The following is a 23,841-nucleotide window of genomic DNA, read 5'->3' as shown; positions in this document are numbered from 1 at the left end:
ACGGCCGGCTCAGCCGCCGGGTTGCCGGGAGGCGGTGGTCCCGTCGGTCCCGTCGGGGTTGTCGTCGGCGGCGGGTGGGGTGATCAGGCGGTCGACGGCGGTGTTGGTGAGGGTGGCGCTCAGCGCGCTGCCGGCGGCGATCCCCCAGCCGACCGGCCCGAGCGGGGTGCAGCCGAAGAACTGGCTCAGCCCCGGCGTCTGGATCACCCCGGCGAGCACCGCCACCGAGACGGCGGTCGAGGCCAGCACACCGGGGCTCGTCCCGCCGTCCAGCAGGGTCTGGCCGAGCTGGGTACCGACCAGCGAGGCCAGCGCGACCGTCCCGGCCCGACGCCGGGTACCGGTGTAGCGGGCCAGCGTCCAGCCGGTGGTCGCACCGAGGGTCGTGGCGGCGGCCCGCAGTGCGATCTCCCGGGTGAGGGAGGCACCGAGCGAGGTCTCCGGTCCCTCGGTGAGCAGGCCGTCCATGCTCTCCGCCCGGGGCGCCCGGACCGCGATCGCCATCGCCGGAGCCAGGTCGGTGAGGAGGTTGACCAGCAGCATCTGCCGGCCGTTCAACGCCGACCGGCCGGTCAGCGCGGCGGTGAGCACACTGAACGCGATCTCGCCGAGGTTGCCGCCGACCAGGATGCTCAGCGCGTGCCGCACCGAGGACCACATGGCGCGTCCCTCGACCAGGGTGGCGATGATCGTTTCGAGCCGGTCGTCGGTGACCACCAGGTCGGCGGCGGCCCGGGCGGCCGGGGTACCCCGCTGGCCGAGCGCGATCCCGACGTCGGCGAGCCGGATCGCGGGCGCGTCGTTGGCACCGTCCCCGGTCATCGCGACCGTACGGCCGCACTTCTGCAACGCCCGGATGATCCGTACCTTGTGCGTCGGCGTACACCGGGCGACCACGTCGGTCCGGGCCAGCCGATCGGCGAGGGCGTCGTCGTCGAGCCGGTCGAGTTCGGTGGCGGTGACCACCCGCTGGTCGGTGCCGTCGGTACTGATGATCGCGGCGATCGCCTCGGCGGTGGCCGGATGGTCACCGGTGATCATGATGGTGTGTACCCCGGCCTGCCGGATCCGCCTCACCGCCGGGGCGGCGCTCTCGCGTACCCCGTCGGAGAGGGCCAGGAAGCCGACGAAGGTCAACTCCCGGACGTCGTCCTCGGTGACCGTGTCGCCGGTCAGTTCCCGTTCGGCGACCGCGAGGACCCGCTGACCGGCCCCGGCGTGCCGGTCCAGCGTCTCCTGGAGGGCGTGCCGGCCCGCCTCGTCCAGGACCCGGTCGCCGTGCCGGCCGCACCGGGGCAGGATCGTCTCCGGGGCGCCCTTCACGCTGAGCAGGTGGTGGCCCCGGTGCCGGCCGACCGTGGCGTGGTAGCCCCGGGACGGCTCGAACGGCAGGGCGTGCTCCTGCTGCCAGGGGTGCGTCCGGCTGCCGGTGCCGACGCCGGCCCGACGGGCCCCGGTCAGCACCGCCCGGTCGGTCTGCTGGCTGACCTCCTCCGGACGGTCGGCCGCCGGGGTGGCCCGCAGCGCCGCCGCGAGTACGCCACGCAGTGGCTTGTCCAGCCCATCGAGGTCGGCGTACCGCACGCCGTCGCCGACCCCGGCCAACATCAGCTGGCCCTCGGTCAGCGTGCCGGTCTTGTCGAAGCAGAGCACGTCGACCCGGCCCAGCGCCTCGATGGTGCGCGGGTTGCGGACCAGCGCGCCGTGTTCGGCCAGCCGGCGCGCTGCCGCCAACTGCGCGGCGCTGACCAGGAACGGCAACCCCTCCGGTACGGAGGCCACGGCGAGGTTGGCGGCGGTGCCGGCCGACTCCACCAGCGGTACGCCCCGGAGCAGCCCGGCCCCGGCCACCGCCACCGCCGAACTGGCGGCGAGCGGGATCGACAGCTTGGTCAGCCGGCCGAGTCGGGCCTCGACCCCGCTGGTCGGTGCGGCCTCGCCGGCCAGCGCCATGCCCCGGCCGACCTCGGTGTCCGCCCCGGTCGCCACCACCACGGCGAGACCCCGCCCGGCGGCGACCGTGGTCCCCTCGTAGAGCATCGACCGGCGCTCCGCCACTGCGGCGGCCACCACCGACTGGCTGCACTTCGCCACCGGCAGCGACTCCCCGGTCAGCGACGACTCGTCGGCCTCCAGGCCGACCGCCTCGACCACCCGGCAGTCCGCCGGGACGGCGTCGCCCGGATCCAGCGCCACGATGTCACCCGGGACCAGTTCGCCGGCGGCGACCACCCGCTCGGTGCCGTCCCGGCGAACCCGGGCGGTCACCGCCGACCGGGAGAGCAGTTCGGCCAGCGACCGTTCGGTGGAGACCCGGTGCGCGGCGCCGATCAGCGCGGTCAGCCCGATCACGCCGCCGACCAGCGCGGCGTCCGCCATCGAACCGACCGCGGCGGAGAGCCCGGCACCGCCGGCCAGCACCGGGGTGAGCGGGTTCGCCAGCTCCTCGACGAACGCCCGGGGCAGGTCGAGGCTCTCCGTCGACCCGGTCGAGGTGGGCCGGCAGCGCCGACCCACCTCTTCGGTGGCGAGGCCCGCCCGGTCGGTGCCGAGCCTCTCCAGCACCGTCCGGACCGGCATCAGGTGCCACGGGGTCGGCGGGGCGGCGGCCGAGGTACGCCGGGGCGGCAGCCGGCCCGCCCGCCAGACGCCGTGCCCGATCGCCAGTCCGGCGGCGGCGTTGACCGCCGTCATGGACCGTGCCGGCAGTTGCGCCGGTGCCGCGGTGAACGACGCCAGCGCGCCGAGCGCACTGCCGCCGGCGGCCAGCGCGATGCTCTGCCGGGCGACGGTACGGGCGATGCCGACGGCCTCCACCACCAGTGCCGCCACCGTCAGGTCGGAGCCGACCAGCAGGTGGGCACCCCACGGTGGCCTTCCGTCGGGGCGCCACACCCCGAGGCCGCAGTCGGCGGCGGCCAGCGCGCGCGGATCGCTGGACACCACGGCGACCATCGCCCCGTCGGCCTGCAACGACCGGATCGACCCGGCGAGTCGTGGACCGCCGGGCAGGTATCCGTCGGCGAAGTCGTGCTCCCCGCCGCCACTACCGGCACTGCTGCCGCTGCTGGCGTCGCTTCCGCCGCTGCTGCCGGCGTCGTCGTCGGGGCGGTCGTCGGCGACCAGCAGGCGTAGCCTGGCCCGCCGGGCCGCCGCCGGCAACGCGTCGATGCCCGGGGCGGGCTCGGCGGCCACCCGTACCACCGCCGCGAGCCGGCTGCCGGTGGTCAGGCCGAGCAGGGTGCCGCCGTCCGTACCGAGCCGGTCGATCTGCTCGGCACCCACCCCGGCGGGCAGGCGCAGCGAGTCGAGCGGTCCGAGCCTCCACCCGTCGGCGTCGCGTACCCGGTCCGGGGCCTCCGGGTCGAAGAGGTCGAACGCCCGGGCCGCCACCTCCTCGGCATCCGCGCCGGGCAGCGGTGCCAGGTCGGCGAGGACGCCCCGGGTCGAGCGCAGCGCGGCGGCGTCCAGCACCAGTACGTCCAGGCGCTCCAGTTCACGCAGCACCGTACGGTCCATCGCGATCACGCCCCGGCGGGCGAGCAGCCAGCCGAGCCGGGCCGCGTACGCCTCCCGGCCGGCGACGGCCGCGCTCGGGATGCTGGACAGGGCCAGCGCGGCAGCCCGCTTGCGCCCGGCCAGGGAGAGCGCGGCGGCACCGGCGACGGTGCCGGACTCGAGTACCCGGGCCAGATACCGTTCGACCGGGCCGTCCGGCTTGGCGCGCGGTCGCTCGTCCGGCGGTGGTGCCGCCCGGGCCCGTTCCGGAGTACCGGCGAGCAGCGGCTCGGCCTGCTCCCAGGCGGCCAACTGGGCCCGAGCCTCGCCCCATTGCAGGATCCGGTGGGCGCTGTCGAGCATGATCCCGGCCCAGCCGCCGGTCAGGCCCTGGGCAAGTACGGTCGCGAGTGGCAGCAGGGAGTCGGCCCGGTGGTCGCCGCGCAGCCCTCGCCCGGCGAGCGCGTGCAGCCTCGGGTGCAGGTCCACCGCCCGCAGCAGGCCGGCGAGTTCGCCGGGCGCCCGGGTGAACGGCAGAATCCGGACCGCGGCCGACAGGCCGAGCCCGAACGCGTCGGTCGCGATCCTGGTCATCGCCCGTCGGGTCCGCGGGCCCTCCTCCGGGGGATGCGGTTCCACGCAGTCCGGGTCGAGCTCCCGTCCGTCGGCACGCTCGACGGCGGCGATCACCGCGATCAGTGCCCGGAGTCGGGGTGCGGGCGTGCCGACCGCCACCACCACCCGCCCGGAGGGGGCGTTGACCCGGGCCCACTCGACCCCGGACAGCCCTTCCAGTGCCTGTTCGATCTGCGCGGCCAGCCGTTCGCCGCCGGGCTGGGCAATCCCGTGCACCTCGATGTGGTGTCGGCCGGGCCGGGACCAGACGGCGCGGCGCTTGAGCCCGGCGGCCCGGGCCGCCCGGCCCACCATCGACTCGGCGTTCTGCGCGACCCCGGCGACGAGCTGCGGCACGCTGCGCGGCGACAGCGTCTCGGGCAGGGCGGGCAGGTGGAGGCGGCGGAGATCCACGCCGGGGATCCTCAGCCCGAGTGGCGTCATCGAGCGGAGCCGCCGGCAGGCCGGCCGGTCCGCCGTGCGGCGGGGCGGCTGTCGCTGGCCGCGCTCGGGTAACGCATCTGACCCTCCCAGAGCCGTGGATCGGCCCTGCCTTCCCGGTCGGCGCGGCCTTATGCACCTTTCCGGGCGAGATCTCCGGCCCGCCGCTGACCGTCGTGTCGGGTCAGACCCGGGCCATGGCCGAATCGGCGGAGCCGTCCGGGGCGCAGACGTCCGGCGCAGCACAGCTCGCGCCCCCGTCGGCCGGGGCCTCCGACCTGGCTGAGCCATTCGGCGCGGCCGAGGCCCTCGGCACGGCTCGGTCCTCCGGCGCTGCCGGGCTCTCCGGCGCCGCCGGGGCCTCCGTCGAGGTCGGGCCGGTGAGGCCGGCGAGCAGGTGGCGCGGTCCCGGGCCGGTGCCGGCCATCACGTCACCGGGGTTGGAGAGCGCGCACCGGTCCAGTGACAGGCAGCCGCAGCCGATGCAGTCGGAGAGGTCGTCGCGGAGTCGTTGCAGGGCGAGAATCCGCTCGTCGAGCTGGCCGCGCCAGCCGGCCGAGAGCCGGGCCCAGTCCGCCCGGGTGGGTGTGCGTTCCTCGGGGAGGCTGGCCAGCGCCTCCCGGATCTGCGCCAGTGGCACACCGACCCGCTGGGCGAACCGGATGAAGGCGACCCGGCGCAGGATGTCGCGGCCGTAGCGGCGCTGGTTGCCGCTGGTCCGGGTACTGGTGATCAGCCCTTTGGCCTCGTAGAAGTGCAGGGCCGAGACGGCGACACCACTGCGCTCGGCGAGCTGTCCGACGGTGAGGGTGTGTGCGGGTTCGGTCACCGGTCGAGGATATCTCCGATACCTCAACTAATGTTCAGGTGTGTGGCGTGTCCCGCACTGGCCGGGTATGGCGGCGGAATTGACTGGACCGGGTCGGCCCGCCACCGCAAGCTGATCCCGTGGCTGATCTTCCCGAGCTGTACGTCGCGGTCGACGTCGAGGCGGACGGTCCGATCCCCGGGCCGTACAGCATGATCTCGCTGGGCATGGCGGTGGCCGGGCGGCCCGAGCTGACCTTCTACACCGAGCTGCGCCCGATCTCCGACGAGTTCGTGCCCCAGGCGCTCGCCGTCTCCGGACTCGACCGGGAGCGGCTGCTCCGGGAGGCGCCGCCGGCCGAGGTGGCGATGGCCGCCGCGGCGAGGTGGGTGAACGGGCTGCGCAAGCAGGGTCGGCCCGTCTTCCTGGCCGCTCCCGCCGTCTGGGACGGGATGTTCGTGCACTGGTACTTCGTCCGGTTCACCGGCCGGAGCCCGTTCGGGGCCACCGGTTCCGGGGTGGACCTGCGCAGCTACTGGATGGGCCGGACCGGTGCCGAGTGGGCCGGTACGCACAAGGGCAGGATCAAGCACGCGCTCGGGCTGACCGGCATCCCGCACACCCACCACGCGGGCGAGGACGCGGCGGAGCTGGCCCAGGTCTTCGACGCCGTACTGCGGCATCCGGCGCCGGAACCACCCGCCGGGTCCGACTGACCGGCGTACCCGCCACCCGACCGGGCGACCGCGGCCAGAACGCGAAAAATCCCCGGATCGGCTGCCTACGCTCGAACGCATGATCTACATGGCTCTGGCCGCGATGATGTACGTCTGCGGCTTCGTCTTCCTCTACGGCGTGATCCGGTTCGCCGTCCGGCACGGTATCGAGGATGTCCAGTTGCGGCGTGAGCGGGCCGCCGAGGCGCCGGAACGGGACCGGCTCCGGGAGCGCACCCTCGTGCCGGACAACGCCTTCCTCGCCGGTAGCTGACCCGCCCCTCCCCGCCGAATCGACACCCCCGTGGTGCGGTCGGTGTGTCCGGCCGGCACGGACGGTGCGAGGATCACGGGCGTGATGGGAACCCTGAAGACGGAGCCGGCCCGGACCCGTCAGGATCTGCTCGCACCGCCGGTGACCGAGGCTCTGCACCGCTGGCCCGCCGACTCCCCGGTCGGCGTCGACGACATCCTGGTCGCACCGATCGACGCCACCCTGGCCGACACCGCCGCCTTCTGCGCCGCCTACGACGTCGGACTGGACGTGTCGGCGAACTGCGTGGTGGTGGCCGGCAAGCGGGAGGGGAGCGTCCGGTACGCGGCCTGCGTGGTACTGGCCACCACCCGGGCCGACGTGAACGGGGTGGTACGCCGCCACCTCGACGTACGCAAGGCGAGCTTCGCGCCGATGGCCGAGGCGGTCGAGCTGACCGGCATGGAGTACGGCGGCATCACCCCGATCGGGCTGCCCGGTTCGTGGCCGGTCCTGGTCGACTCGCGGGTGCTCGACACCCCGTACGTGATTATCGGGTCGGGGGTCCGGCACAGCAAGATCGCGCTACCCGGTGCCGCTCTCGGGCTCCTGCCGAACGCCGAGGTCGTCGAGGGGCTCGCCCGAGAGGTCGGCTGACGACTCCGCCGACCGGTCGGCCGACCGCCGCGACTGCTCCGGCGACCGTGGTGACTGCTCCGGCGACTGCGGTGACTGCTCCGGCGACTGCTGTGCCGGCTGCCGCGTTGGCTGCTCGTCGGAGCGTTCCGGCCAGCAGATCCGGCATTCGCAGAGCACGACCCGGAGCTGGCCGGTGCCGGTGACCAGGCGTACCTGCCCGGGACAGTGGTGCGGCGGCTCGGTCACCGGTGGGCGCAGGGCGAGCGCGCACGGCAGGCACAGCGTCGTCTCGCTCATCCGGGACACTCCCCTTCGCCCCCGTCGACCGGCTCGACGCTGGTCGTCCCCTCCGGTGGGGTGGCACGGCTGTCGATGTCTACCACATCGGCGAGCGGATCCGCGGGTACGAATGGATCGTTCACCATTTCTAAATAAGCGCGTGCCGTCGCCAGTGCCCGACAGGACGGCAGTTTGCAAATAGGGCAACGACCGTCGTCGCGCGGCCAGTGGTCGATCACGATGAGTCGGGCGGAGAGCGTCATCCGATTCCGCGTCCGGCGCGCGGCGGCTCCGGTCATCTCCGCCCGCCGCGCCTCCGGCCCCCGCCGGGGGTGCGCACCGCCGCACTCGCACGCACGAGTCGCCTCCTGAGCTGCCCGGGAGGTGCGGCGGCCGCCGGCACGGCCGCCGCACCCGGCAGGGCGCCGCCCGCTTCCCAGGGGAAGACAGCGGGTACGCACCCCGGTCCCGCGCGGACCGATCACGAGTCGACCTGGAGGCCGATGAGGTCGAGCCGTGTCATACCCGCGGGCCGTGGAACTCCTGTCCGGGCACCGATCCCGAGGTCACCCCAGGCTTACGATCTGCGCCCGGAAGCGGTAAACATTGATCGGTGCCACATCGAACTGAAGCGATCCACATCCCCACATTCCCGTAACCAGAGAACTACCGATAGTAGGCGCGGTTTTCAGGTGTTTTCCGGAGCGCACAGGCGGTAGACGGATGGATCACGTCGGCGCAAGGCTGAGGGTGGCGCGTACGGACGCCCAGGTCACCCTGACCCAGATGGCGGCCCGGACCAACTACAGCAAGAGTCATCTGTGCAACGTCGAGCTCGGTAAACGGCCGGCCACCCCGGACCTGGTCCTCGCCTACGAGCGGGTGTTGGGAGACAGCGTGAATCGCAGAGGTGCCCTGGCGATCGCCGCGACCGTCGTCGTCTCGTCCGCCGTGGCCGAGCTGGTGCAGCACGGGTTCGCCGCTGCCATCGGGCCACGTCGGGACGTCGACGAGTGGGTCGCCCGCGCCGAGGGGTACGGGCAGGACTACATGTCGCTCGGCGCCGCCGAGTTGCAGGGCCGACTCGCCGCCGACCTGGTGGTACTGCAACAGGAGCTGGACAGTCCGCACCTGTGGGGCGTCGCCGCCCGGCTGATGACGGTGCACGGCAAGACCCTGCCCGGCAACGACGGCGGTCGGGGGGCGATCCGGTCGTACGAGATGGCCGCGATCGCGGCGGACCGCTCCGGCGACCTGGAGACCCGGGTCTGGGTACGCGGCCGGGCCGCCCTGGCGCTGGCGTACGAGGGTGCGCACCTGCCGGTGGCCGCCCGGTTCGCCGAGCAGGCCGCCGGACTCTCCGACCGGCCGACCCTGGGCCGGTTGACCGCGCTGACCGCGCAGGCGCACGTCGCCGCCTGCCGGGGCGAGACCGGCACCGCTCTGACCAGATTGGACGATGCCCGCCGGGTGTTCGACACGGCCGGCAGCGCCGAGCAGATCTCCGACTTCGCGGTGCCGCTGTGGCGGTTCCACACCTTCGAGTCGATGCTGCTGTCCCGGCTCGGCCACCCCGGAGCGGTGGCCGCGCAGGACGCCGCGGACCGGACCCGGCCGGCCAGCCTGCCCCGGTTCGCCACGCACATCGAACTGCACCGGGGCCTGATGATGGCCTCCGCCGGGGACGCGGCCGGTGGTCTCGGCTATGCCCGGCGGGCGCTGGACCGGTTGCCGCCGGAGCGGCACAGCCTGTCGCTGCGGCTGATGCTGGCCGAGGTGGAACGGGCGGCCGGCGCGACGCTCTGAGAGACGACCGTCGATACCGTTGCACGTGAAACGTCCCCCCGGGCGCCGGGGTGCGCCGCCGCGCTCAGTCGAGCTGCTCCCGGACCTGCCGCTTGAGCCGGGCCAGGATGGCGTTGCCGCCGCGTACCCGCAACGGGCTGATCGCCTGGGCCAGCCCCATCCGCTGGTAGAGGTCGTCCGGCACGGCCAACACCTCGTCGGCGCTCGCCCCGGCCAGCCCCTCGGCGAGGATCCCGGCGAACGCCCGGGTGGTGGGCGCCTCCGGCGGACAGTCGAACCAGGTCGTCACGGTGCGGTCGGCGGCCACCTCGGCGCGCAGGAAGAACGCCGTCTGGCACTCCGGGACCTGCTCCATCCCGGCATGGCCGGCGAACGCCGCCGGCAGCGGCGGCACCGCGTCGGAGAACTCCAGCAGCATTTCGAGGACCATGTCCCGGGGAGCGTCGGCGAACTCCGCGACGATCTCGGCGAGCTTCGGTGGCATCGACTGCGGCATGGCCCCAGGCTACCGAGGTGCCTCACGGGCGCGGGCCGGCCTCACTGATCTCGCTCAGCGCGAAGGAGGGGTCCAGGCGTACGGCCAGGTCGCCGAGGGAGACGATGCCGACCAGTTGCCGGTCGCTGTCACAGACCAGGATCCGGCGTACGGCGCGCTCCCGCATCAGGACAGCTGCCTCGGCGACGGTCGAGTTCTGCTCGATCATCACGATTTCCCGGGAGGTCACCGAGCCGATCGTGGTCTGCCGGGCGTCACTGCCCTCGGCGACGGCCCGGACCACGATGTCCCGGTCGGTCACCATGCCGAACAGGCTCGGCCCGTCGGTCACCACCACGTCGCCGATGTCGGCGTCCCGCATGGCGCGGGCGGCCTCGTCCAGAGTGGTGGCCGCGGGCAGATAGACGATCGTCCTGGTCATGACGTCACGGACTCTGACCTCAGTCACGGTGTGCCTCCGAACCCCCGAATTCCCGATACCACCTGCTACCCCCTGGCCGGCACGCTAACACCATGTCGGGTTTCCGATCGGCCACTCTGGGTTGTTGGACGGTATCGTGCGGTTGGCCCCGATAAGCCGGAGAGATCCGAGCGACGCTGTGAGGTGCGAGTGAAGGCCACCGAGCTGTCCATTCCCGGCGCCTGGGAGTTCCTCCCGCAGCAGTTCAGCGACGACCGGGGCCGGCTCCTCGTCTGGTACGACGCGGAGGTCTTCGCCGACGCGCTCGGCTTCGAACTCTCCGTCGCGCAGGCCAACCAGAGCGTCTCCCGGCGGGGCGTCATCCGGGGCGTGCACTGGGCCGACGTGCCGGTCGGCCAGGCCAAGTACGTCTACTGCCCACGCGGCGCCGTACTCGACATGGTGGTCGACCTGCGGGTCGGTTCACCGACCTTCGGCCGGCACGAGGTGACCCGGCTGGACACCATCGACAACCGCGCCGTCTATCTGCCCGAGGGGCTCGGCCACGCCTTCGTCGCGCTGGAGCAGGACAGCATCGTCAGCTACCTCTGCTCCGCCCGGTACGCCCCGGCCCGGGAACGGGTCGTGCACGTCCGCGACCCGGAGCTGGCACTGCCCTGGCCGGCCGACCTCGACCCGATCCTCTCCGAACGTGACGCCGAGGCACCCGGCCTGGCCGAGCTGCGCGCCGCCGACCTGCTGCCGAGCTACGCCGAGTGCCAGCGCTTCTACCAGGCACAGCGCGCCGGTCGGGCCAGCCGGCCGACGGAGTAGACGCCGCCCGGGAGCGCCACGGCCGGCCAGCCGACCCCCGGGCAGCCGCTAGCTCGGCGTACCGACCGAGCCGGGAGCGGTCAGCCGGGCCAGCAGCTCCGCCGCCGCCAGTTCGGTGCGCTCTCCGGTGGCGCGGTCGCGCAGTTCGACGTACCCGTCGGACCAGCGGCGGCCGACCACGACGGCGCGCGGGATGCCGATCAGCTCGGCGTCGGCGAACTTGACCCCGGCCGAGACGTGCGTCCGGTCGTCGACCAGCACCCGCAGGCCGTGCCCGGCGAGCTGCCCGCCGAGTTCCAGCGCCGCCTCCGACTGCGGCCCCTTGCCGGCCGCCACCAGGTGTACGTCGCACGGCGCCACCGCCGCCGGCCAGACCAGCCCCCGCTCGTCGTGGTGCTGTTCGGCGATCGCCGCCACCGCCCGGGACACCCCGATGCCGTAGCAGCCCATCGTCAGCCGGACCGGCTTGCCGTCCTGGCCCAGCACGTCGACCCGGAACGCGTCGGTGTAGCGCCGGCCGAGCTGGAACACGTGCCCGATCTCCACACCTCGGCGGATCGTCAACACCCCGGGTCGGCAGGCCGGACACCGGTCACCGGCCCGGACCTCGGCCGCCTCGATCGTCCCGTCCGGGGTGAAGTCCCGCCCGCAGACCACGTCGGTGGCGTGCCGGCCCGGCTCGTTGGCGCCGGTCAGCCAGGCGGTGCCCGGCGCCACCCGGGGGTCGACCAGATAGCGGATGCCGAACTTGGCCAGCAGTTGCGGGCCGAGGTAGCCGCGGACCAGTTCGGGCCGGTCGGCGAAGTCGTCGAACATCGACACGGTGGCCGGGCTCAGCACCGCGCCGAGCCGCTTGAGGTCGACCTCGCGATCCCCCGGAATGCCGATGACCAGCAACTCCGGCTCGTCCGAACCGGGCCGGCGCAGCTCGACGACGACGTTCTTCAGGGTGTCGCCGGCCGTCCAGTCGGTCCGGCCGCCGAGCCGCCGGTCGTTGGCGAGCGCGACCAGGCTCTCGATGGTCGGCGTCTCCGGGGTGTCGTACACCTGCGCCGGAGGGTGGGCGTGCACGTCGCCGGGCGGGGCCGGTGGGGTGGTCACCGCCTCCGTGTTGGCCGCGTAGTCGCAGGCGGTACAGCCGACGAAGGTGTCCTCACCGACCGGGGTCGAGGCGAGGAACTCCTCCGAGGCGGAGCCGCCCATCGCGCCGGAGGTTGCGGCGACGATCGTGTACGCCAGGCCGAGCCGGTCGAAGATCCGCTGGTACGCCGCCCGGTGCCGGTCGTACGCCGCCGCCAGCCCCGCCCGGTCCAGGTCGAAGGAGTAGGAGTCCTTCATCAGGAACTCCCGCCCGCGCAGCAGCCCGGCCCGGGGCCGCGCCTCGTCGCGGTACTTCGTCTGCACCTGGAAGATCGAGACCGGGAAGTCCCGGTACGAGGTGAAGGTGTCCCGGACCAGCAGCGCGGCCATCTCCTCGTGGGTCGGCCCGAGCAGGTACTCCGCGCCGCGCCGGTCGGTGAGGGTGAAGATGTCGTCGCCGTACTCGGTCCACCGGCCGGTCGTCTCGTAGGGCTCCCGGGGCAGCAGGGCCGGGAAGAGCACCTCCTGGCCGCCGATCGCGACCATCTCCTCCCGGACCACCTCGGTGACCCGGTCCAGCACCAGCCGGCCGAGCGGGAGCCAGGTGTAGCCGCCCGGAGCGGCGCGACGGACGTAACCGGCCCGGAGCAGCAGCCGATGGCTCGGCACCTCCGCGTCGGCCGGGTCCTCGCGCAGCGTACGCAGAAACAGCGTGGACATCCGTAGCAGCATCCGGGCAGCGTAGACCCGCAGGCGGGAGCGGAGCACCGGAATTGTCCGCCGGCGGCCGTGCGGTCCCGGTCACCTTCCCGCGCCGGGCGTACCCGGGCCGGCGCCGGGCTGACAGACTGGCCCCCGGTCGATCGGGTGGGGAGAGCAGTGCAGGGGAGGCGCGACGTGCGCTGGCGCAACTTCGTGGCGGTCGGGGACAGTTTCACCGAGGGTCTGGACGACCCGTATCCGGACGGCAGCTTCCGGGGCTGGGCCGACCTGGTGGCCGCGACGCTGGCCGCCGAGGCCGGGCCGGATTTCGGGTACGCCAACCTGGCGATCCGGGGTCGGCTCTTCGGCAACATCGTGGCCGAGCAGGTGCCCGCCGCCCTCGCCATGCGCCCCGAGCTGGTCAGTTTCGCCGCCGGTGGCAACGACGTACTGCGTCGCAACTTCGATCCGGACGCCCTGATCGAGCGCTTCGACCGGGTCGTCGCCGATTTCCGGGCCACCGGGGCGGACGTGCTGCTGTTCCGGTTCGCCGACGTGATGGCCCGGCTGCCCGGGCAGCGGCTGGTCGCTCCCCGGGTGGCGATGCTCAACCGGGCGGTCGGCGAGACGGCGCAGCGGCACGGGGCGAAGCTGGTCGACCTCTTCGCCGACGAGGTCTTCGGCAACCCGGTGCTGTGGAGTTCCGACCGGCTGCACCTGTCGGCCGCCGGTCACCGCCGGGTCGCCGCCCGGGTGTTGGCCGCGCTCGACGTCGTACCGGACGACGGCTGGCTGGTGGTGCCGCCCCGGCCGGCGCCGACACCGTGGCTGGCGGCCCGGGGCGCGGACCTGCGCTGGGTGGGGCAGCACTTCGCGCCCTGGATCAGGCGCCGGATCACCGGCCGGTCGTCCGGAGACACGATCACGGCCAAGCGGCCGGTGCTGGAGCCGTACCCGCAACGCCGGCCCTTCGTGGACTGACCGTCGGGAACGGGCCGCTCAACCGACCTGGAAGCCGAGCGCCTGGGCGAGCACGATCGTCTGGCTCTGGTCGACGATCGCGCCGGAGCGTTCGACGGTGGTCGGGTCGAGCGTGCTGAGGTCGCTGCCGCGCAGGTCGCACCGGACGAACCGGGCCGTGCGCAGCTGCGCGCCGGAGAGGTCGACGTTGGTCAGGATCGCGTCGGTGCAGTTGGCGCCGGTCAGGTCCGCCTCGCGCATCCGTACGCCCTGGAAGGTGACGCCGCGCAGGTCGGCGCCGGGCAGGCCGACGAACGACCAGTCCCCGCCGAGCACGGTGAGGGGCCGGACCGACGACTCGACGAAGGTGCTGCCGACCAGTTTGCAGCCGGCGAACTCGGCCTCGAAGAAGTTGCACCGGGTGAAGGTGCAGCGCAGGAACGCCGAGTCGGTGTGCCGGGAGGCGTTGAACCTGACGTTGCCGAAGGCGCAGTTGGTGAAGCTGGTCCGTTCCAGGGTCGCCTCGGTCAGGTCGATGTCGAAGAACTCGCAGTCGACGTACTCGTGCTCGACGAACTCGTCGCCGTACCAGTCCTCGCGTCGGAAGGTCCGACCCTCGTGTCGTACGCCTGTCCGGGTCGGCTCCACCATGTGATGACGGTAACCGAGGAGAGCCGGCCCCCTCCACCGACGGCCCGGCGTACGGTGGGGATCATGCCGATGCCGAGCGATCCCGCACCGAGCCTCCAGGCTTACGCCGACCCGCAGCGCCTGGTCACCACCGAGTGGCTGGCCGAACACCTGGGCCAGCCGGGCCTGGTGGTGATCGAGTCGGACGAGGACGTGCTGCTCTACGAGACCGGTCACATCCCGGGCGCGGTCAAGGTCGACTGGCACCTGGAGCTGAACGACCAGGTGACCCGGGACTACCTCGACGCCGACGCGTTCGCCAAGCTCTGTTCGGCGAAGGGGATCGGCCGGGACGACACGGTCGTCTTCTACGGCGACAACTTCAACTGGTGGGCGGCGTACGCGCTCTGGGTCTTCACCCTCTTCGGGCACCCCGACGTGCGGCTGCTCGACGGCGGCCGGCAGAAGTGGGTCGCCGAGGGGCGGGAGCTGACCCGGGAGAAGACCGAGCGGCCTCCGGCGGACTATCCGACGCCGCAGCGGGACGACGCGCCGATCCGGGCGTACCGGGACCAGGTGCTGGCGCACATCGCGGCGGCCCGACCGCTGGTCGACGTCCGCTCGCCGAAGGAGTACACGGGCGAGCTGACCCACATGCCGGAGTACCCGCAGGAGGGCGCGCTGCGCGGCGGGCACATCCCGGGCGCGCTGAGCAAGCCGTGGAAGTCGGCGGCGAACGACGACGGCACCTTCAAGGGTCCCGACGAGCTGCGGGCGATCTACGCCGACCAGCTCGGGCTCTCGCCGGACGACGACGTGATCGCGTACTGCCGGATCGGCGAGCGGTCCAGCCACACCTGGTTCGTGCTGCGGCACCTGCTCGGCTATCCCCGGGTGCGCAACTACGACGGCTCGTGGACCGAGTGGGGCAACCTGGTCCGGGCACCCGTGGTCCAGGGCGACCAGCCGGGCGGCCTCACCCCGGACCGGGACCGCTAACCGGCGGGGATCACCTGACGCAGGGCCACCAGCCCGGGTACGTCGATACGCTGCCGTACCGTCCCGCTGCCGGGGTCGACCCGGAGTACGGCGTCGGGCTGGCCGACGTAGAGCCGGGAGCCGTCGGGCGGGCCGGCGAGGCCGCGTACCTCGGCCGGAGCCGACCAGCGCGGCACCGCGCCCCCGCCAGCGGTGGCCGGCATCCCGACCACCTCGCGGCCGGCCCCGACCAGCAGCGTCCCGGCGCCGTCGAAGGCCGCGGCGGCCGGCGCGGTGGCGGTCGAGCCGGCGGTGCCGGCCGGTGCGTCGAACCGGGCGCTTTCCATCACGGTCAGCCCGTCGGGGTCGATCGTGGCCAACGCACCGGTGCCGGTGTCCGCCACGTAGAGCCGGCTGCCGTCCCGGTTCAGCGCGATCGTGTGCCCGGTCGCCGCGCGCTCGCCGAACGGTGCCGGCAGGTCGACGCAGAACGCCCAGCGTTCGGTCAGGTCGAGGGTGTGCACGAAGGCGTGCACGTGCGGGGCGTCGTCGCGCGCCCCGGCACCGTTCGGGTCCGCCGTCGCGGCGATCCGATCCCGGGTGTGTACGTGGTCCGGCTGGTGCGTGTAGAGGGTGAACAGCCGGTTGCGCTGCCGGTCGTACACCGCCTGCCGACCCTCGCCGCGCATCTCCTCCTCGGCACCCCCCGGCACCACCGCCTTGACCCGGGTCAGCAACGGCTCCACCCGTCCGGAGGCGAGGTCGACGACCCGCACCCGGTACCGCTCCGGCGCGGTCGGCGGTAGGTAGTCGAGGACGAAGAGTGCCCGGTTGCTCGTGTCGAACGCCTCGGGTTCGAGGTTGCCGGGCAACTCCAGCCGGCGGCGCTGGCCGGCACCGTCGGCGACCACGATCGTCGTCCGCTCCCGGGGCCCCGGCCGGTACGGCGTGTGCCCCGGCCCGGCGTCGTCGGCGAGCGCCACCAGGCCACCGTCGGACGAGGTGGTCCGGACCGCGAGCGCGCCGGTCAGGGTACCGGCGCTGACGGCCGCGCCGTCCGGCAGTTGGTGACTGGTCAACCTGGTACCGCCGTCCGGACGCTCGACCCGGACCAGCCGGCGGCCGTCGCCGCTGAGCACCGCCGGGGCGGGCTGGACCAGCATCCGGCCGGTCGCCGCGTCGACCACCGCCAGCTTGCCGTCGGCCAGCTCCACCACCAGCGCGTCAGCCGGAGCCAGCTTGCGGCGGGCGTCCGCCTCGTCGGCCCGGTCGCCGGACCGGAACTGGCAGCCGGCGCTGGCCGTGACCGCGCCGACCCCGGCGGTACCGGCCAGCAGCGCGCCGGTCATCCGCAACACGTCCCGCCTCGTCGTCGTCATGCCGGGTAGAGCCCCGGCGTCCCCGACCGGTTCCGCCGCCCTCACCGGTTCGGCCAGTGCAGGATTCGGGTGGCGAGTTCGTGGGGGTCGGCGTGGGGCAGATCCTGTAGCGCGTGGACGAGTTGGCTGGCGAGGTAGACCAGCAGCCCGATCCGATCGTCGCGGTAGGTGCGCAGCAGGCTGAGCCGGGCCGGTTGACAGGGCCAGGGCGCGCCGCAGGTCCGGCACCGGAACGACGGGCGTGCGGGTGTGTGCGGACGGAACCGCGCGTGTGGGCCGTACATCGGGGTTGGCCGGTCATCGGTACTCGACCTGCCGGGTCCGCCCGCTCCGGTCGCGGTGTTCGGTCCGGACGGGCGTCCCCCAGGCCGGCCGGGTGTTGCGGTGTCGGGGCCGGACCGGTGGTGGCGGCGGCGGCGGGTCCGGCGGGACCCGGACCAGCGCCGGACGAGGAGCCGGCGGTGGCCCCGGCCGGTGTGGTGCCGGAAGGGTACGCGGGCAGCGCCAGCGGCGACCGCAGGAACAGAAGATCCAGAGGAAGTACCAGGCACGGTAATGCCGAATGGCTGGGCGATGACGTCTGGACATCGGCCTTCCCTCTCTTTCGTTCTCCGGGCGCGAATTGGATGCGGTCCCGCTGTCTTCCACTCTGGACGGGCGCCCCCTAACCTCGATAGGCGTGCATCGCACCCGTCATGACCTGCATGAACGTCCCGACGATCGGGTGGCGAACCGAGGCGAACCGTGGAGTCGATCCATTGACCTGTGGAGGGATGTATGACAGAGGCGCGGCAATCGATGATCGAATTCATCGTCGACGAGATTCGCCGGGCGAGGGTGACCGCCGGAATGACCCAGGACAGGTTCGGCCGGGGCGCCAGCTTCTCGGCATCCCAGGTGAGTGCCGTCGAGACCGGCACCCGCGCGCTGACCCGGGAGTACGTCCGAGGCGCCGACAAGGCGTTGAAGACCGGCGGCCTCTTCGAACGCATGGTGATCAAGCTCAAGCTCGACGGCGAACCGTCCTGGCTGCGCGAATGGTTCGAGATTGAACGCAAGGCCGAGTCCCTGCGCTGGTTCGAAAATGCTGTACTGCCGGGCCTGTTGCAGACGGAGGCGTATGCCACGGCAGTCTTCGCCAGCATGGGGGTGCTGACCGAGGACGAGGTTGCCGACCGGGTCGCCGCGCGGATGGCACGACAGGACCTGCTCACCCGGGAAAAGCCCCCGCAGGTGACTTGCGTGCTTGACGAAGCGCTCCTCCACCGGCCGGTAGGCGGGCCGGAGGTGATGCGCGCACAGTTGCGTCATTTAGCGAGGATCGCGTCCGAACTGCCGCACCTTCGGGTGCAGGTCGTGCCGACCCTCGTCGGCGCCTACGGTGGGTTGGCCGGCCCGTTCGTCGTTGCCGCACTACCCGGCAACGAGAACCTCGCCTTTCTCGATAACCACCTGCGCGGCCAGATCGTGCAGGACGCGGCAGACGTAATGTGGATAGCCAAGGTGTGGGAGTTCATCCGGAGCGAGGCGCTGCCGCACCACCAGTCCACCCAGTTGATATCGGAAGCGGCGGAGACATGGAACTGATCGGGGCGACCTGGCGCAAGAGCAGTCGCAGCAACGGAGCCAGCGGCAACTGTGTCGAGGTGGCGGACAACCTGTCAGGGGTGGTCGGGGTTCGGGACAGTAAGGACCCGACGGGTCCGGCTCTGGTCTTCGCCCCGCAGGCGTGGCGTTCGTTCGTCCGGCAGGTACGGGCGCGCTGACTGTCGGCGTCAGGAGTGCATCCGCTGTAGTTTCGCGCAGAAGCGGGTGAAGTGCGGGTCGAAGCGGGCGGGATCGGCGTCGCGCATCTCCGCCGGTGACCACCAGCGGGCTTCCCGGAACTCCCCGCTGTCCAGCCTGAGCGGGTGTTGCCGGTCGAGCCGGAGCACGAACCACAGACTCACGTCGGTGTGCCCGGCGTCGATCCCGACGGTACGGGTCACGGTGACGAAGATCGGTTCCTCCTCGACGAGGCCGCCTCCGACCGGGATACCCAGCTCTTCCCACGCCTCCCGGCGGGCCGTCTCGGCGGGGTGCTCGTCCGGGTCGACGTGCCCGCCCGGCGGCAGCCACAGCCCGGCGTTGACGTGATCGACCAGCAGTACGCCGCCGTCGGCCGGATCGACCGGGACGACGTACGAGACGAGGTGCCGGGGTGGGGTCGCCGGCTTCATCCGCCTGAACACGTCGTCGGTGCTGCGCAGCCAGTGCAGCGTCTCCGTCTGGTGGCGTTCCTCCACCTCGTCAACCGGGACGATTTCGGAGACGAGGTCGTGCACCGCCGCGACCGACTTCCGCATCTCAGTGATCATGCCAGGTCGGAGGGCATCAACCACGGGCGCGGCAGTTCGCGCGAAGCCGGCGGAGGATGTCGTCGAGGATCGGCCGGCCGGTGGCGAAGTTGAGCCGGGCGAACCCTTCGCCACCGGGCCCGAACTGCGGGCCGTGGCTGAGCATGACCCCGGCTCGGTCGAGGAAGTGTGCGGCCGGATCGGACCCGAGGCCGAGCGGGCGGAAGTCCAGCCACGCCAGGTAGGTCGCCTCCGGAAGGTGGTAGCCGACCGCGTCCGGCAGCCCGTCGGCGACCAACCGGCGGTTGCGGTCCAGCACCGCCCGTACCTCGGCGAGCCAGGGGTCGCCGTGCTGCCAGGCGGCCTGGGTACCGAGTACACCGAGGTTGCTTGGCTGACCCAGCAGGAGAGGCGGGAGCGCATCCAAGGCTGCCCGTACCCGGGCATCGCCGACGTGCGCGACGCAGCAGCGCAGCCCGGCCAGGTTGAATGCCTTGCTGGCCGAATGCAGGGTGACCGTCCGCGCGGCCAGCTCCGGTGCCAGCGCGGCGAACGAGGTGTGCCGGTGCGGTTCGTAGGTGAGATCGGCGTGGATCTCGTCGGTGACGACCAGCAGGTCGTGCCGCATCGCGATCTCCGCCACCGCGGAGAGTTCCGCCCGGGTGAACACCCGGCCGGTGGGGCCGTGCGGGTTGACCAGGACCAGTGCCACGCATCCGGTCCGGGCGACGTCGGCGGCCAGCCGGTCCGGGTCGAAGGCCCAGCCGTGACCGCTGTCCACAATGGGGACGGGTACCAGCCGGCGGCGCATACCCGCGAGCGTCTCCAGGAACGGTGGATAGGTGGGCGTGTGCATCGCCACCGCGTCACCCGGGGCGGTGCCGACGTGGAGTACCGCCTGCACCGCCTGGATCAGTTCGGTGAAGACCCGGACGTGCGCCGGTGCCGGCGCGAACCCGTACCGGTCGGACATCCGCGCGGCGAACACCTCGGCGAGCGGGTTCCGGTCGGGACGGTCGTCCCAGGCCGGATAGCCGAGATCGGTCTCGACGGCCTGCACCAACGCCGCCCTGACCGGCTCGGCCACCGGGAAATCCATGTCGGCGATCCACGCGGGTACGGCACCGGCCGCGGTGGCCTGCGCCCACTTCACCCCGGGACGGCGGCGCAGCGACTCCAGGTCAAGGTCGTCCAGCATGGTGACGAGGCTAGGTAACCGGCGGGTGATGACGATTGACGATTCTGCTCCCGATGCGCAAGGTTCTTGCGTGCCTCCCACCTTCCCGACGCTGGACCGGACCGACCGTCGACTGCTGGACCTGCTCCGGGTCGACGCCGCCAAACCGCTGTACGAACTCGGTGAGCTGGTCGGTCTGTCACCGAGCGCCGTGCAGCGCCGGCTGACCCGGTTACGGGTCTCCGGCGTGATCCGGGCACAGGTTGCGGTGCTCGACCCCCGGGCGCTCGGACTCGCGATGACCACACTGGTGCTGGTGGAACTGGAGGCCGACACCGGTCCGCACTACACCGCCTTCCGGGAGTGCCTCCGCGACGAGCCCGCGGTGCGGCAGTGCTATCACGTCGCCGGACAGTGGGACTTCGTGGTGGTGCTCCTGACCGCCGACTTCGACACCTACCGGCAGGTGGCCGAGCGGCTCTTCCTCGCCAACCCGGCCGTACGCAGATATGAGACCCTGCCCGCCTACGGCACGGAGGCCGCGCCGGAGGCGGTGTGACGCGTCAGCCACGAGGCGGCGGTGGCCAGGGCGAAGACGGCGGTGGCGGCGTACAGCACCGGGGGTAGGCCGGCGGCGGAACCGAGCGCTCCGGCCAGGATCGCGCCGACCGGGGCGGCGAGCAGTGCGACCGTACGCTGGGCGCTGCCGACCCGGCCGAGCAGTTCGGCGGGGACGTTGCGCTGACCGTACGCCGACCAGAGCGCGTTCCAGGTCGCGGTGCCGGCGGAGAAGACGGCGAGTGCGATGGCACCCGGCACCGGGTGCCGGGCGACGGCCAACGCGGCGACCGCGAGCGTCTCGGCGACCAGCACCCAGCGCAGCCCGGGCAGGGTGCCGAGCCGGTTGGCGATCCGGCCGGCGCAGAGTCCCCCGGCCAGCGCACCGAGTATCGCCGCCGCCATGAAGAGTCCGTAGCCGGCGGCGGGCACGGCCAGTACCTCCAGCGCGTAGAGCACGATGATCGCGATCAGGCCGCTGGTGGCGAGGTTGGTGACCATGGTCAGCCCGGTGATCCGGCGCAGGGTGGCGTCCCGCCAGATCCAGCGCAGCCCGTCCCCGGCCGCCCGCCAGGTCGCACGCGGCCCGACCGGGCGCGGCGCGGACCCCAGCGGCGGGGTCGGAGTCGGGTTCGGCGCCCGGGTCGGCGCCCGGGTCGGCACCGGGGTCGGTCGGAGGGTCAGCGCCAGCAGGGCGGCGACCGCGAACGTGACCGCGTCGACGGCGAACGGCAGGGCGGCGGCGACCGCGAAGAGCACCCCGGCCAGCGGTGCGCCGACGAAGCCGCCGGCCACCGCCGTACCCGCCTGGAGCCGGCCGTTCGCCACCGCCAGCCGGTCGGCGGACACGATCCCGGGCAGTACGGCGAACGCCGCCGCGTCGAAGAGGACGCCGAGGGTGCCGAGCAGGAAGGCACAGCCGACCAGCGCGGCGATCCCGACCTCACCGGTGACGACCAGCAGCGCGAAGCCGGCGACCAGGACGGCACGTAGTCCGTCCACTGTGGCCATCATCCGGCGCCGGTCCCAGCGGTCGGCGTAGACGCCGCCGAGCAGGCCGAAGAGCAGCGGCGGGAGCTGGCCGGCGACCACCACCGCCGCGACGATCCGGGGATCGCGGCTGACCGAAGCGGCGAGCAGCGCCAGGGCCGGGGTACGCAGCGCGTCACCGAGCCGCGACACCACGGTCGCCGTCCACAGTGACCAGAACCCGCCGATTCGGGTACGCCGGACGGAGTGCGCAGCCGACCTCGCCGTCGCTCCGACCATCGGGCTGACCACCTCTCCTCGGCTCGCCTCCTACCGGCGATGACCGGGCGAGCCTGCGGTCTCGATCGGGTCGAGAGTCAACCCGGACGCCCGCCGTACGCCCGGAAAAGTCGGCGGAAAAGCCGGAAGCGACGTGTCGCCCGGGGCCGGTACCGTGAGCGCCGTCACCGGACGGGAGTGAGTGGGCAGATCGTGGACCGGACCTTCCAGGTCGACCTCCGTGGTGTGGTCGACCTGCTCAGCCATCACCTCTACGGCAGTCCCCGGGTCTACCTGCGGGAGCTGTTGCAGAACGCGGTGGACGCCATCACCGCCCGCCGGGCCACCGAGCCGGGCGCCCCGGCCGTGGTCCGGATCGAGCCGCCGGAGCTGACCGGGGACGGCACGCTGCGGGTGCACGACACCGGGATCGGGCTGACCGAGGCCCAGGTGCACGAACTGCTCGCCACCATCGGCCGCAGTTCGAAGCGGGACGAGCTGGGTTTCGCCCGCCACGAGTTCCTCGGCCAGTTCGGCATCGGGCTGCTCTCCTGCTTCCTGGTCGCCGACGAGGTCCGGGTGCGCACCCGGCACGGTGACGAGCCGACCGTGCTCTGGACCGGTTACGCCGACGGCCGCTACCGGGTCGAGCCGGCCGCCGCCGACAACCAGCGCGCCGAACCGGGTACCACGGTCACGCTGGTCCCGCGCCGGGACGCCGACCAGTGGCTGACCCGGCCGACCGTGATCGAGCTGGCCCGGCTCTTCGGCTCGCTGCTGCCGATCCGGGTGCTGGTCGGCGACGTCGAGACCACCACCGGGCCGCCGCCGTGGTCGGCCCCCGCCGGCACCTCGCCGTCCGTCCGCCGGGACAACCTCGTCCGGTACGCCCGCGAGGTGCTCGGCTTCACCCCGTTCGACGTCGTACCGCTGTCGGTGCCGGAGGCGGGACTGACCGGCGCGGCCTTCGTGTTGCCCAGCCCGGTCAACCCGGCGGGCCGGGCCGGTCACCGGGTCTACCTGAAGCGGATGCTGCTCACCGAGGGCGCCGAGGGGCTGCTGCCGGACTGGGCGTTCTTCGCCCGCTGCGTGGTCGACTCCACCGAGCTGCGCCCGACCGCCAGCCGGGAGGCGCTCTACGAGGACAGCCTGCTGGAGGCGACCCGGGAGGCGCTCGGCGACCAGCTCCGGGGCTGGCTGGTCCGGCTGGCCGGCAGCGCGCCGCGCCGGCTCGCCGAGTTCCTCCAGGTGCACCACCTTGGAGTCAAGGCGCTGGCCCTGCACGACGACGAGATGCTCCGGCTGGTCGAGCGCTGGTGGCCGATGGAGACCAACACCGGGCAGACCACCCTGGCCGAGTTCCGAGAGCGGCACGGCCTGATCCGCTACGCGGCCAGCATCGACGAGTTCCGCCAGCTCGCCGGGGTGGCGGCGGCACAGGATCTGGCGGTGGTCAACGCCGGTTACACGTACGACACCGAGATCATCGAGCGGTTGCCGACGGTGGACCGGTCGGTGCTGGTCGAACGGCTGGAACCGAACGACCTGACCACCCGCTTCGACGCCCTCGACCCGGCGACGGAGCTGGCGCTGCGGCCGTTCGTCGTCGCCGCGCAGCGTGCCCTGGACCGGCTCGGAGTCGAGGTGGTGCTCCGGTCGTACGCCCCGGCGTCGCTGCCGGCGCTCTATCTGGTGAGCCGGTCGGCGGCCTTCGAGGAGCAACTGCGGTCGACCCGGGAGCGGGCCGACGAGACCTGGGCCGGGGTGCTCGACGCGCTCGCCGCCTCCGGCCCGGCCGAGCGCCCGCAGTTGGTGCTCAACCACCGCAACCCGCTGGTCCGCCGGGTCAGCGCGCTCGGCGACCCGGCGCTGGTCGGGCTCGCCGTCGAAGCCCTGTACGGCCAGGCGCTGCTGCTCGGCTACCACCCGATCCGCCCCGCCGACGCCGCCCTGTTGAACAGCTCGTTCCTCGGCCTGCTCGGCCGGGCCGTACCAGGACAGGAGTGAC

The 23,841-nt window shown here is 73.0% G+C and carries 22 protein-coding genes and 1 pseudogene; 11 read left to right on the top strand and 12 right to left on the bottom strand.

Annotated elements, in window-relative coordinates:
* Positions 1-9: 9 nt before the first annotated feature.
* Together V1634_RS30590 and soxR are read right to left on the bottom strand one after the other, a co-directional pair.
* Positions 10-4,557, bottom strand: a complete 4,548-nt coding sequence (locus V1634_RS30590; RefSeq protein WP_331211193.1) for a cation-translocating P-type ATPase — start codon at positions 4,555-4,557, stop codon at positions 10-12.
* 388 nt (positions 4,558-4,945) lie between these two features.
* Positions 4,946-5,383, bottom strand: a pseudogene (soxR, locus tag V1634_RS30585) (redox-sensitive transcriptional activator SoxR); the annotation flags it as partial.
* A gap of 119 nt (positions 5,384-5,502) precedes the next feature.
* Here soxR and V1634_RS30580 point away from each other — a divergent pair.
* The 3 genes from V1634_RS30580 (at position 5,503) to V1634_RS30570 (ending at position 6,988) form a co-directional block, all read left to right on the top strand.
* Positions 5,503-6,078, top strand: coding sequence for an exonuclease (locus V1634_RS30580; RefSeq protein ID WP_331211192.1), 576 nt, complete (start codon positions 5,503-5,505; stop codon positions 6,076-6,078).
* A 79-nt stretch (positions 6,079-6,157) separates the two neighbouring features.
* Positions 6,158-6,352, top strand: coding sequence for a hypothetical protein (locus V1634_RS30575; protein ID WP_101368853.1), 195 nt, complete (start codon positions 6,158-6,160; stop codon positions 6,350-6,352).
* Between the two features lie 84 nt (positions 6,353-6,436).
* Positions 6,437-6,988, top strand: coding sequence for a YbaK/EbsC family protein (locus V1634_RS30570; protein ID WP_331211239.1), 552 nt, complete (start codon positions 6,437-6,439; stop codon positions 6,986-6,988).
* On the opposite strand, the gene V1634_RS30565 is transcribed toward V1634_RS30570, so the two are convergent.
* Positions 6,917-7,267, bottom strand: a complete 351-nt coding sequence (locus V1634_RS30565) for a hypothetical protein (RefSeq protein WP_331211191.1) — start codon at positions 7,265-7,267, stop codon at positions 6,917-6,919. The genes V1634_RS30570 and V1634_RS30565 overlap by 72 nt on opposite strands.
* Positions 7,268-7,972: 705 nt before the next feature.
* Between V1634_RS30565 and V1634_RS30560 the strand changes: the two genes are divergently transcribed.
* Complete coding sequence (locus V1634_RS30560; protein ID WP_331211190.1) at positions 7,973-9,055, top strand: helix-turn-helix domain-containing protein; 1,083 nt, start codon at positions 7,973-7,975, stop codon at positions 9,053-9,055.
* Between the two features lie 64 nt (positions 9,056-9,119).
* On the opposite strand, the gene V1634_RS30555 is transcribed toward V1634_RS30560, so the two are convergent.
* Positions 9,120-9,551, bottom strand: coding sequence for a SufE family protein (locus V1634_RS30555; RefSeq protein ID WP_331211189.1), 432 nt, complete (start codon positions 9,549-9,551; stop codon positions 9,120-9,122).
* Between the two features lie 22 nt (positions 9,552-9,573).
* A complete protein-coding gene (locus tag V1634_RS30550) occupies positions 9,574-9,999 on the bottom strand; it encodes a CBS domain-containing protein (RefSeq protein WP_331211188.1) in 426 nt (141 codons plus the stop codon).
* Positions 10,000-10,161: 162 nt separating this feature from the next.
* On the opposite strand from V1634_RS30550, the gene V1634_RS30545 reads away from it, so the two are divergent.
* On the top strand, positions 10,162-10,785 hold the full coding sequence (locus V1634_RS30545) for a dTDP-4-dehydrorhamnose 3,5-epimerase family protein (RefSeq protein WP_331211187.1): 624 nt from the start codon (positions 10,162-10,164) through the stop codon (positions 10,783-10,785).
* 48 nt (positions 10,786-10,833) lie between these two features.
* On the opposite strand, the gene V1634_RS30540 is transcribed toward V1634_RS30545, so the two are convergent.
* Positions 10,834-12,597, bottom strand: a complete 1,764-nt coding sequence (locus tag V1634_RS30540; RefSeq protein ID WP_331211186.1) for a proline--tRNA ligase — start codon at positions 12,595-12,597, stop codon at positions 10,834-10,836.
* 165 nt (positions 12,598-12,762) lie between these two features.
* On the opposite strand from V1634_RS30540, the gene V1634_RS30535 reads away from it, so the two are divergent.
* The gene (locus V1634_RS30535; RefSeq protein ID WP_331211185.1) at positions 12,763-13,548 is read left to right on the top strand and encodes an SGNH/GDSL hydrolase family protein; all 786 of its coding nucleotides are present in this window, start codon (positions 12,763-12,765) and stop codon (positions 13,546-13,548) included.
* An 18-nt stretch (positions 13,549-13,566) separates the two neighbouring features.
* On the opposite strand, the gene V1634_RS30530 is transcribed toward V1634_RS30535, so the two are convergent.
* Positions 13,567-14,178, bottom strand: coding sequence for a pentapeptide repeat-containing protein (locus tag V1634_RS30530; protein ID WP_331211184.1), 612 nt, complete (start codon positions 14,176-14,178; stop codon positions 13,567-13,569).
* A gap of 63 nt (positions 14,179-14,241) precedes the next feature.
* On the opposite strand from V1634_RS30530, the gene V1634_RS30525 reads away from it, so the two are divergent.
* Positions 14,242-15,156: a sulfurtransferase gene (locus tag V1634_RS30525; protein WP_331211183.1), complete on the top strand. Its 915-nt coding sequence runs from the start codon at positions 14,242-14,244 to the stop codon at positions 15,154-15,156.
* On the opposite strand, the gene V1634_RS30520 is transcribed toward V1634_RS30525, so the two are convergent.
* Both V1634_RS30520 and V1634_RS30515 read right to left on the bottom strand, forming a co-directional pair.
* Positions 15,153-16,514 carry a hypothetical protein gene (locus V1634_RS30520; protein ID WP_331211182.1) on the bottom strand — a complete coding sequence of 454 codons (1,362 nt, stop codon included), beginning with the start codon at positions 16,512-16,514 and terminating at the stop codon, positions 15,153-15,155. The two genes, V1634_RS30525 and V1634_RS30520, sit on opposite strands and share 4 nt — an antisense overlap.
* Before the next feature lie 41 nt (positions 16,515-16,555).
* A complete protein-coding gene (locus V1634_RS30515; RefSeq protein WP_331211181.1) occupies positions 16,556-16,798 on the bottom strand; it encodes a flavin reductase in 243 nt (80 codons plus the stop codon).
* A 493-nt stretch (positions 16,799-17,291) separates the two neighbouring features.
* Here V1634_RS30515 and V1634_RS30510 point away from each other — a divergent pair, with 493 nt between their 5' ends.
* Complete coding sequence (locus tag V1634_RS30510) at positions 17,292-18,101, top strand: helix-turn-helix domain-containing protein (protein ID WP_331211180.1); 810 nt, start codon at positions 17,292-17,294, stop codon at positions 18,099-18,101.
* The gene (locus tag V1634_RS30505) at positions 18,092-18,280 is read left to right on the top strand and encodes a DUF397 domain-containing protein (protein ID WP_331211179.1); all 189 of its coding nucleotides are present in this window, start codon (positions 18,092-18,094) and stop codon (positions 18,278-18,280) included. Before V1634_RS30510 ends, V1634_RS30505 begins: the two co-directional genes overlap by 10 nt.
* Before the next feature lie 9 nt (positions 18,281-18,289).
* On the opposite strand, the gene V1634_RS30500 is transcribed toward V1634_RS30505, so the two are convergent.
* Together V1634_RS30500 and V1634_RS30495 are read right to left on the bottom strand one after the other, a co-directional pair.
* A complete protein-coding gene (locus V1634_RS30500; protein ID WP_331211178.1) occupies positions 18,290-18,859 on the bottom strand; it encodes an NUDIX hydrolase in 570 nt (189 codons plus the stop codon).
* Between the two features lie 28 nt (positions 18,860-18,887).
* Positions 18,888-20,048, bottom strand: coding sequence for a MalY/PatB family protein (locus V1634_RS30495; RefSeq protein WP_331211177.1), 1,161 nt, complete (start codon positions 20,046-20,048; stop codon positions 18,888-18,890).
* A 70-nt stretch (positions 20,049-20,118) separates the two neighbouring features.
* Here V1634_RS30495 and V1634_RS30490 point away from each other — a divergent pair, with 70 nt between their 5' ends.
* Positions 20,119-20,586, top strand: coding sequence for an Lrp/AsnC family transcriptional regulator (locus V1634_RS30490; protein ID WP_331211176.1), 468 nt, complete (start codon positions 20,119-20,121; stop codon positions 20,584-20,586).
* On the opposite strand, the gene V1634_RS30485 is transcribed toward V1634_RS30490, so the two are convergent.
* Positions 20,553-21,854, bottom strand: coding sequence for an MFS transporter (locus V1634_RS30485; RefSeq protein WP_331211175.1), 1,302 nt, complete (start codon positions 21,852-21,854; stop codon positions 20,553-20,555). The two genes, V1634_RS30490 and V1634_RS30485, sit on opposite strands and share 34 nt — an antisense overlap.
* Positions 21,855-22,046: 192 nt before the next feature.
* Between V1634_RS30485 and V1634_RS30480 the strand changes: the two genes are divergently transcribed.
* On the top strand, positions 22,047-23,840 hold the full coding sequence (locus V1634_RS30480; protein WP_331211238.1) for an HSP90 family protein: 1,794 nt from the start codon (positions 22,047-22,049) through the stop codon (positions 23,838-23,840).
* Position 23,841: the final 1 nt, after the last annotated feature.

The organism is Plantactinospora veratri (genome assembly GCF_036421995.1).
In the GTDB taxonomy this organism is placed as follows: Bacteria; Actinomycetota; Actinomycetes; order Mycobacteriales; family Micromonosporaceae; genus Plantactinospora; species Plantactinospora veratri.
Note: the sequence above shows the minus strand (reverse complement) of the source record. Positions and strands in the feature narration are given on the sequence as shown.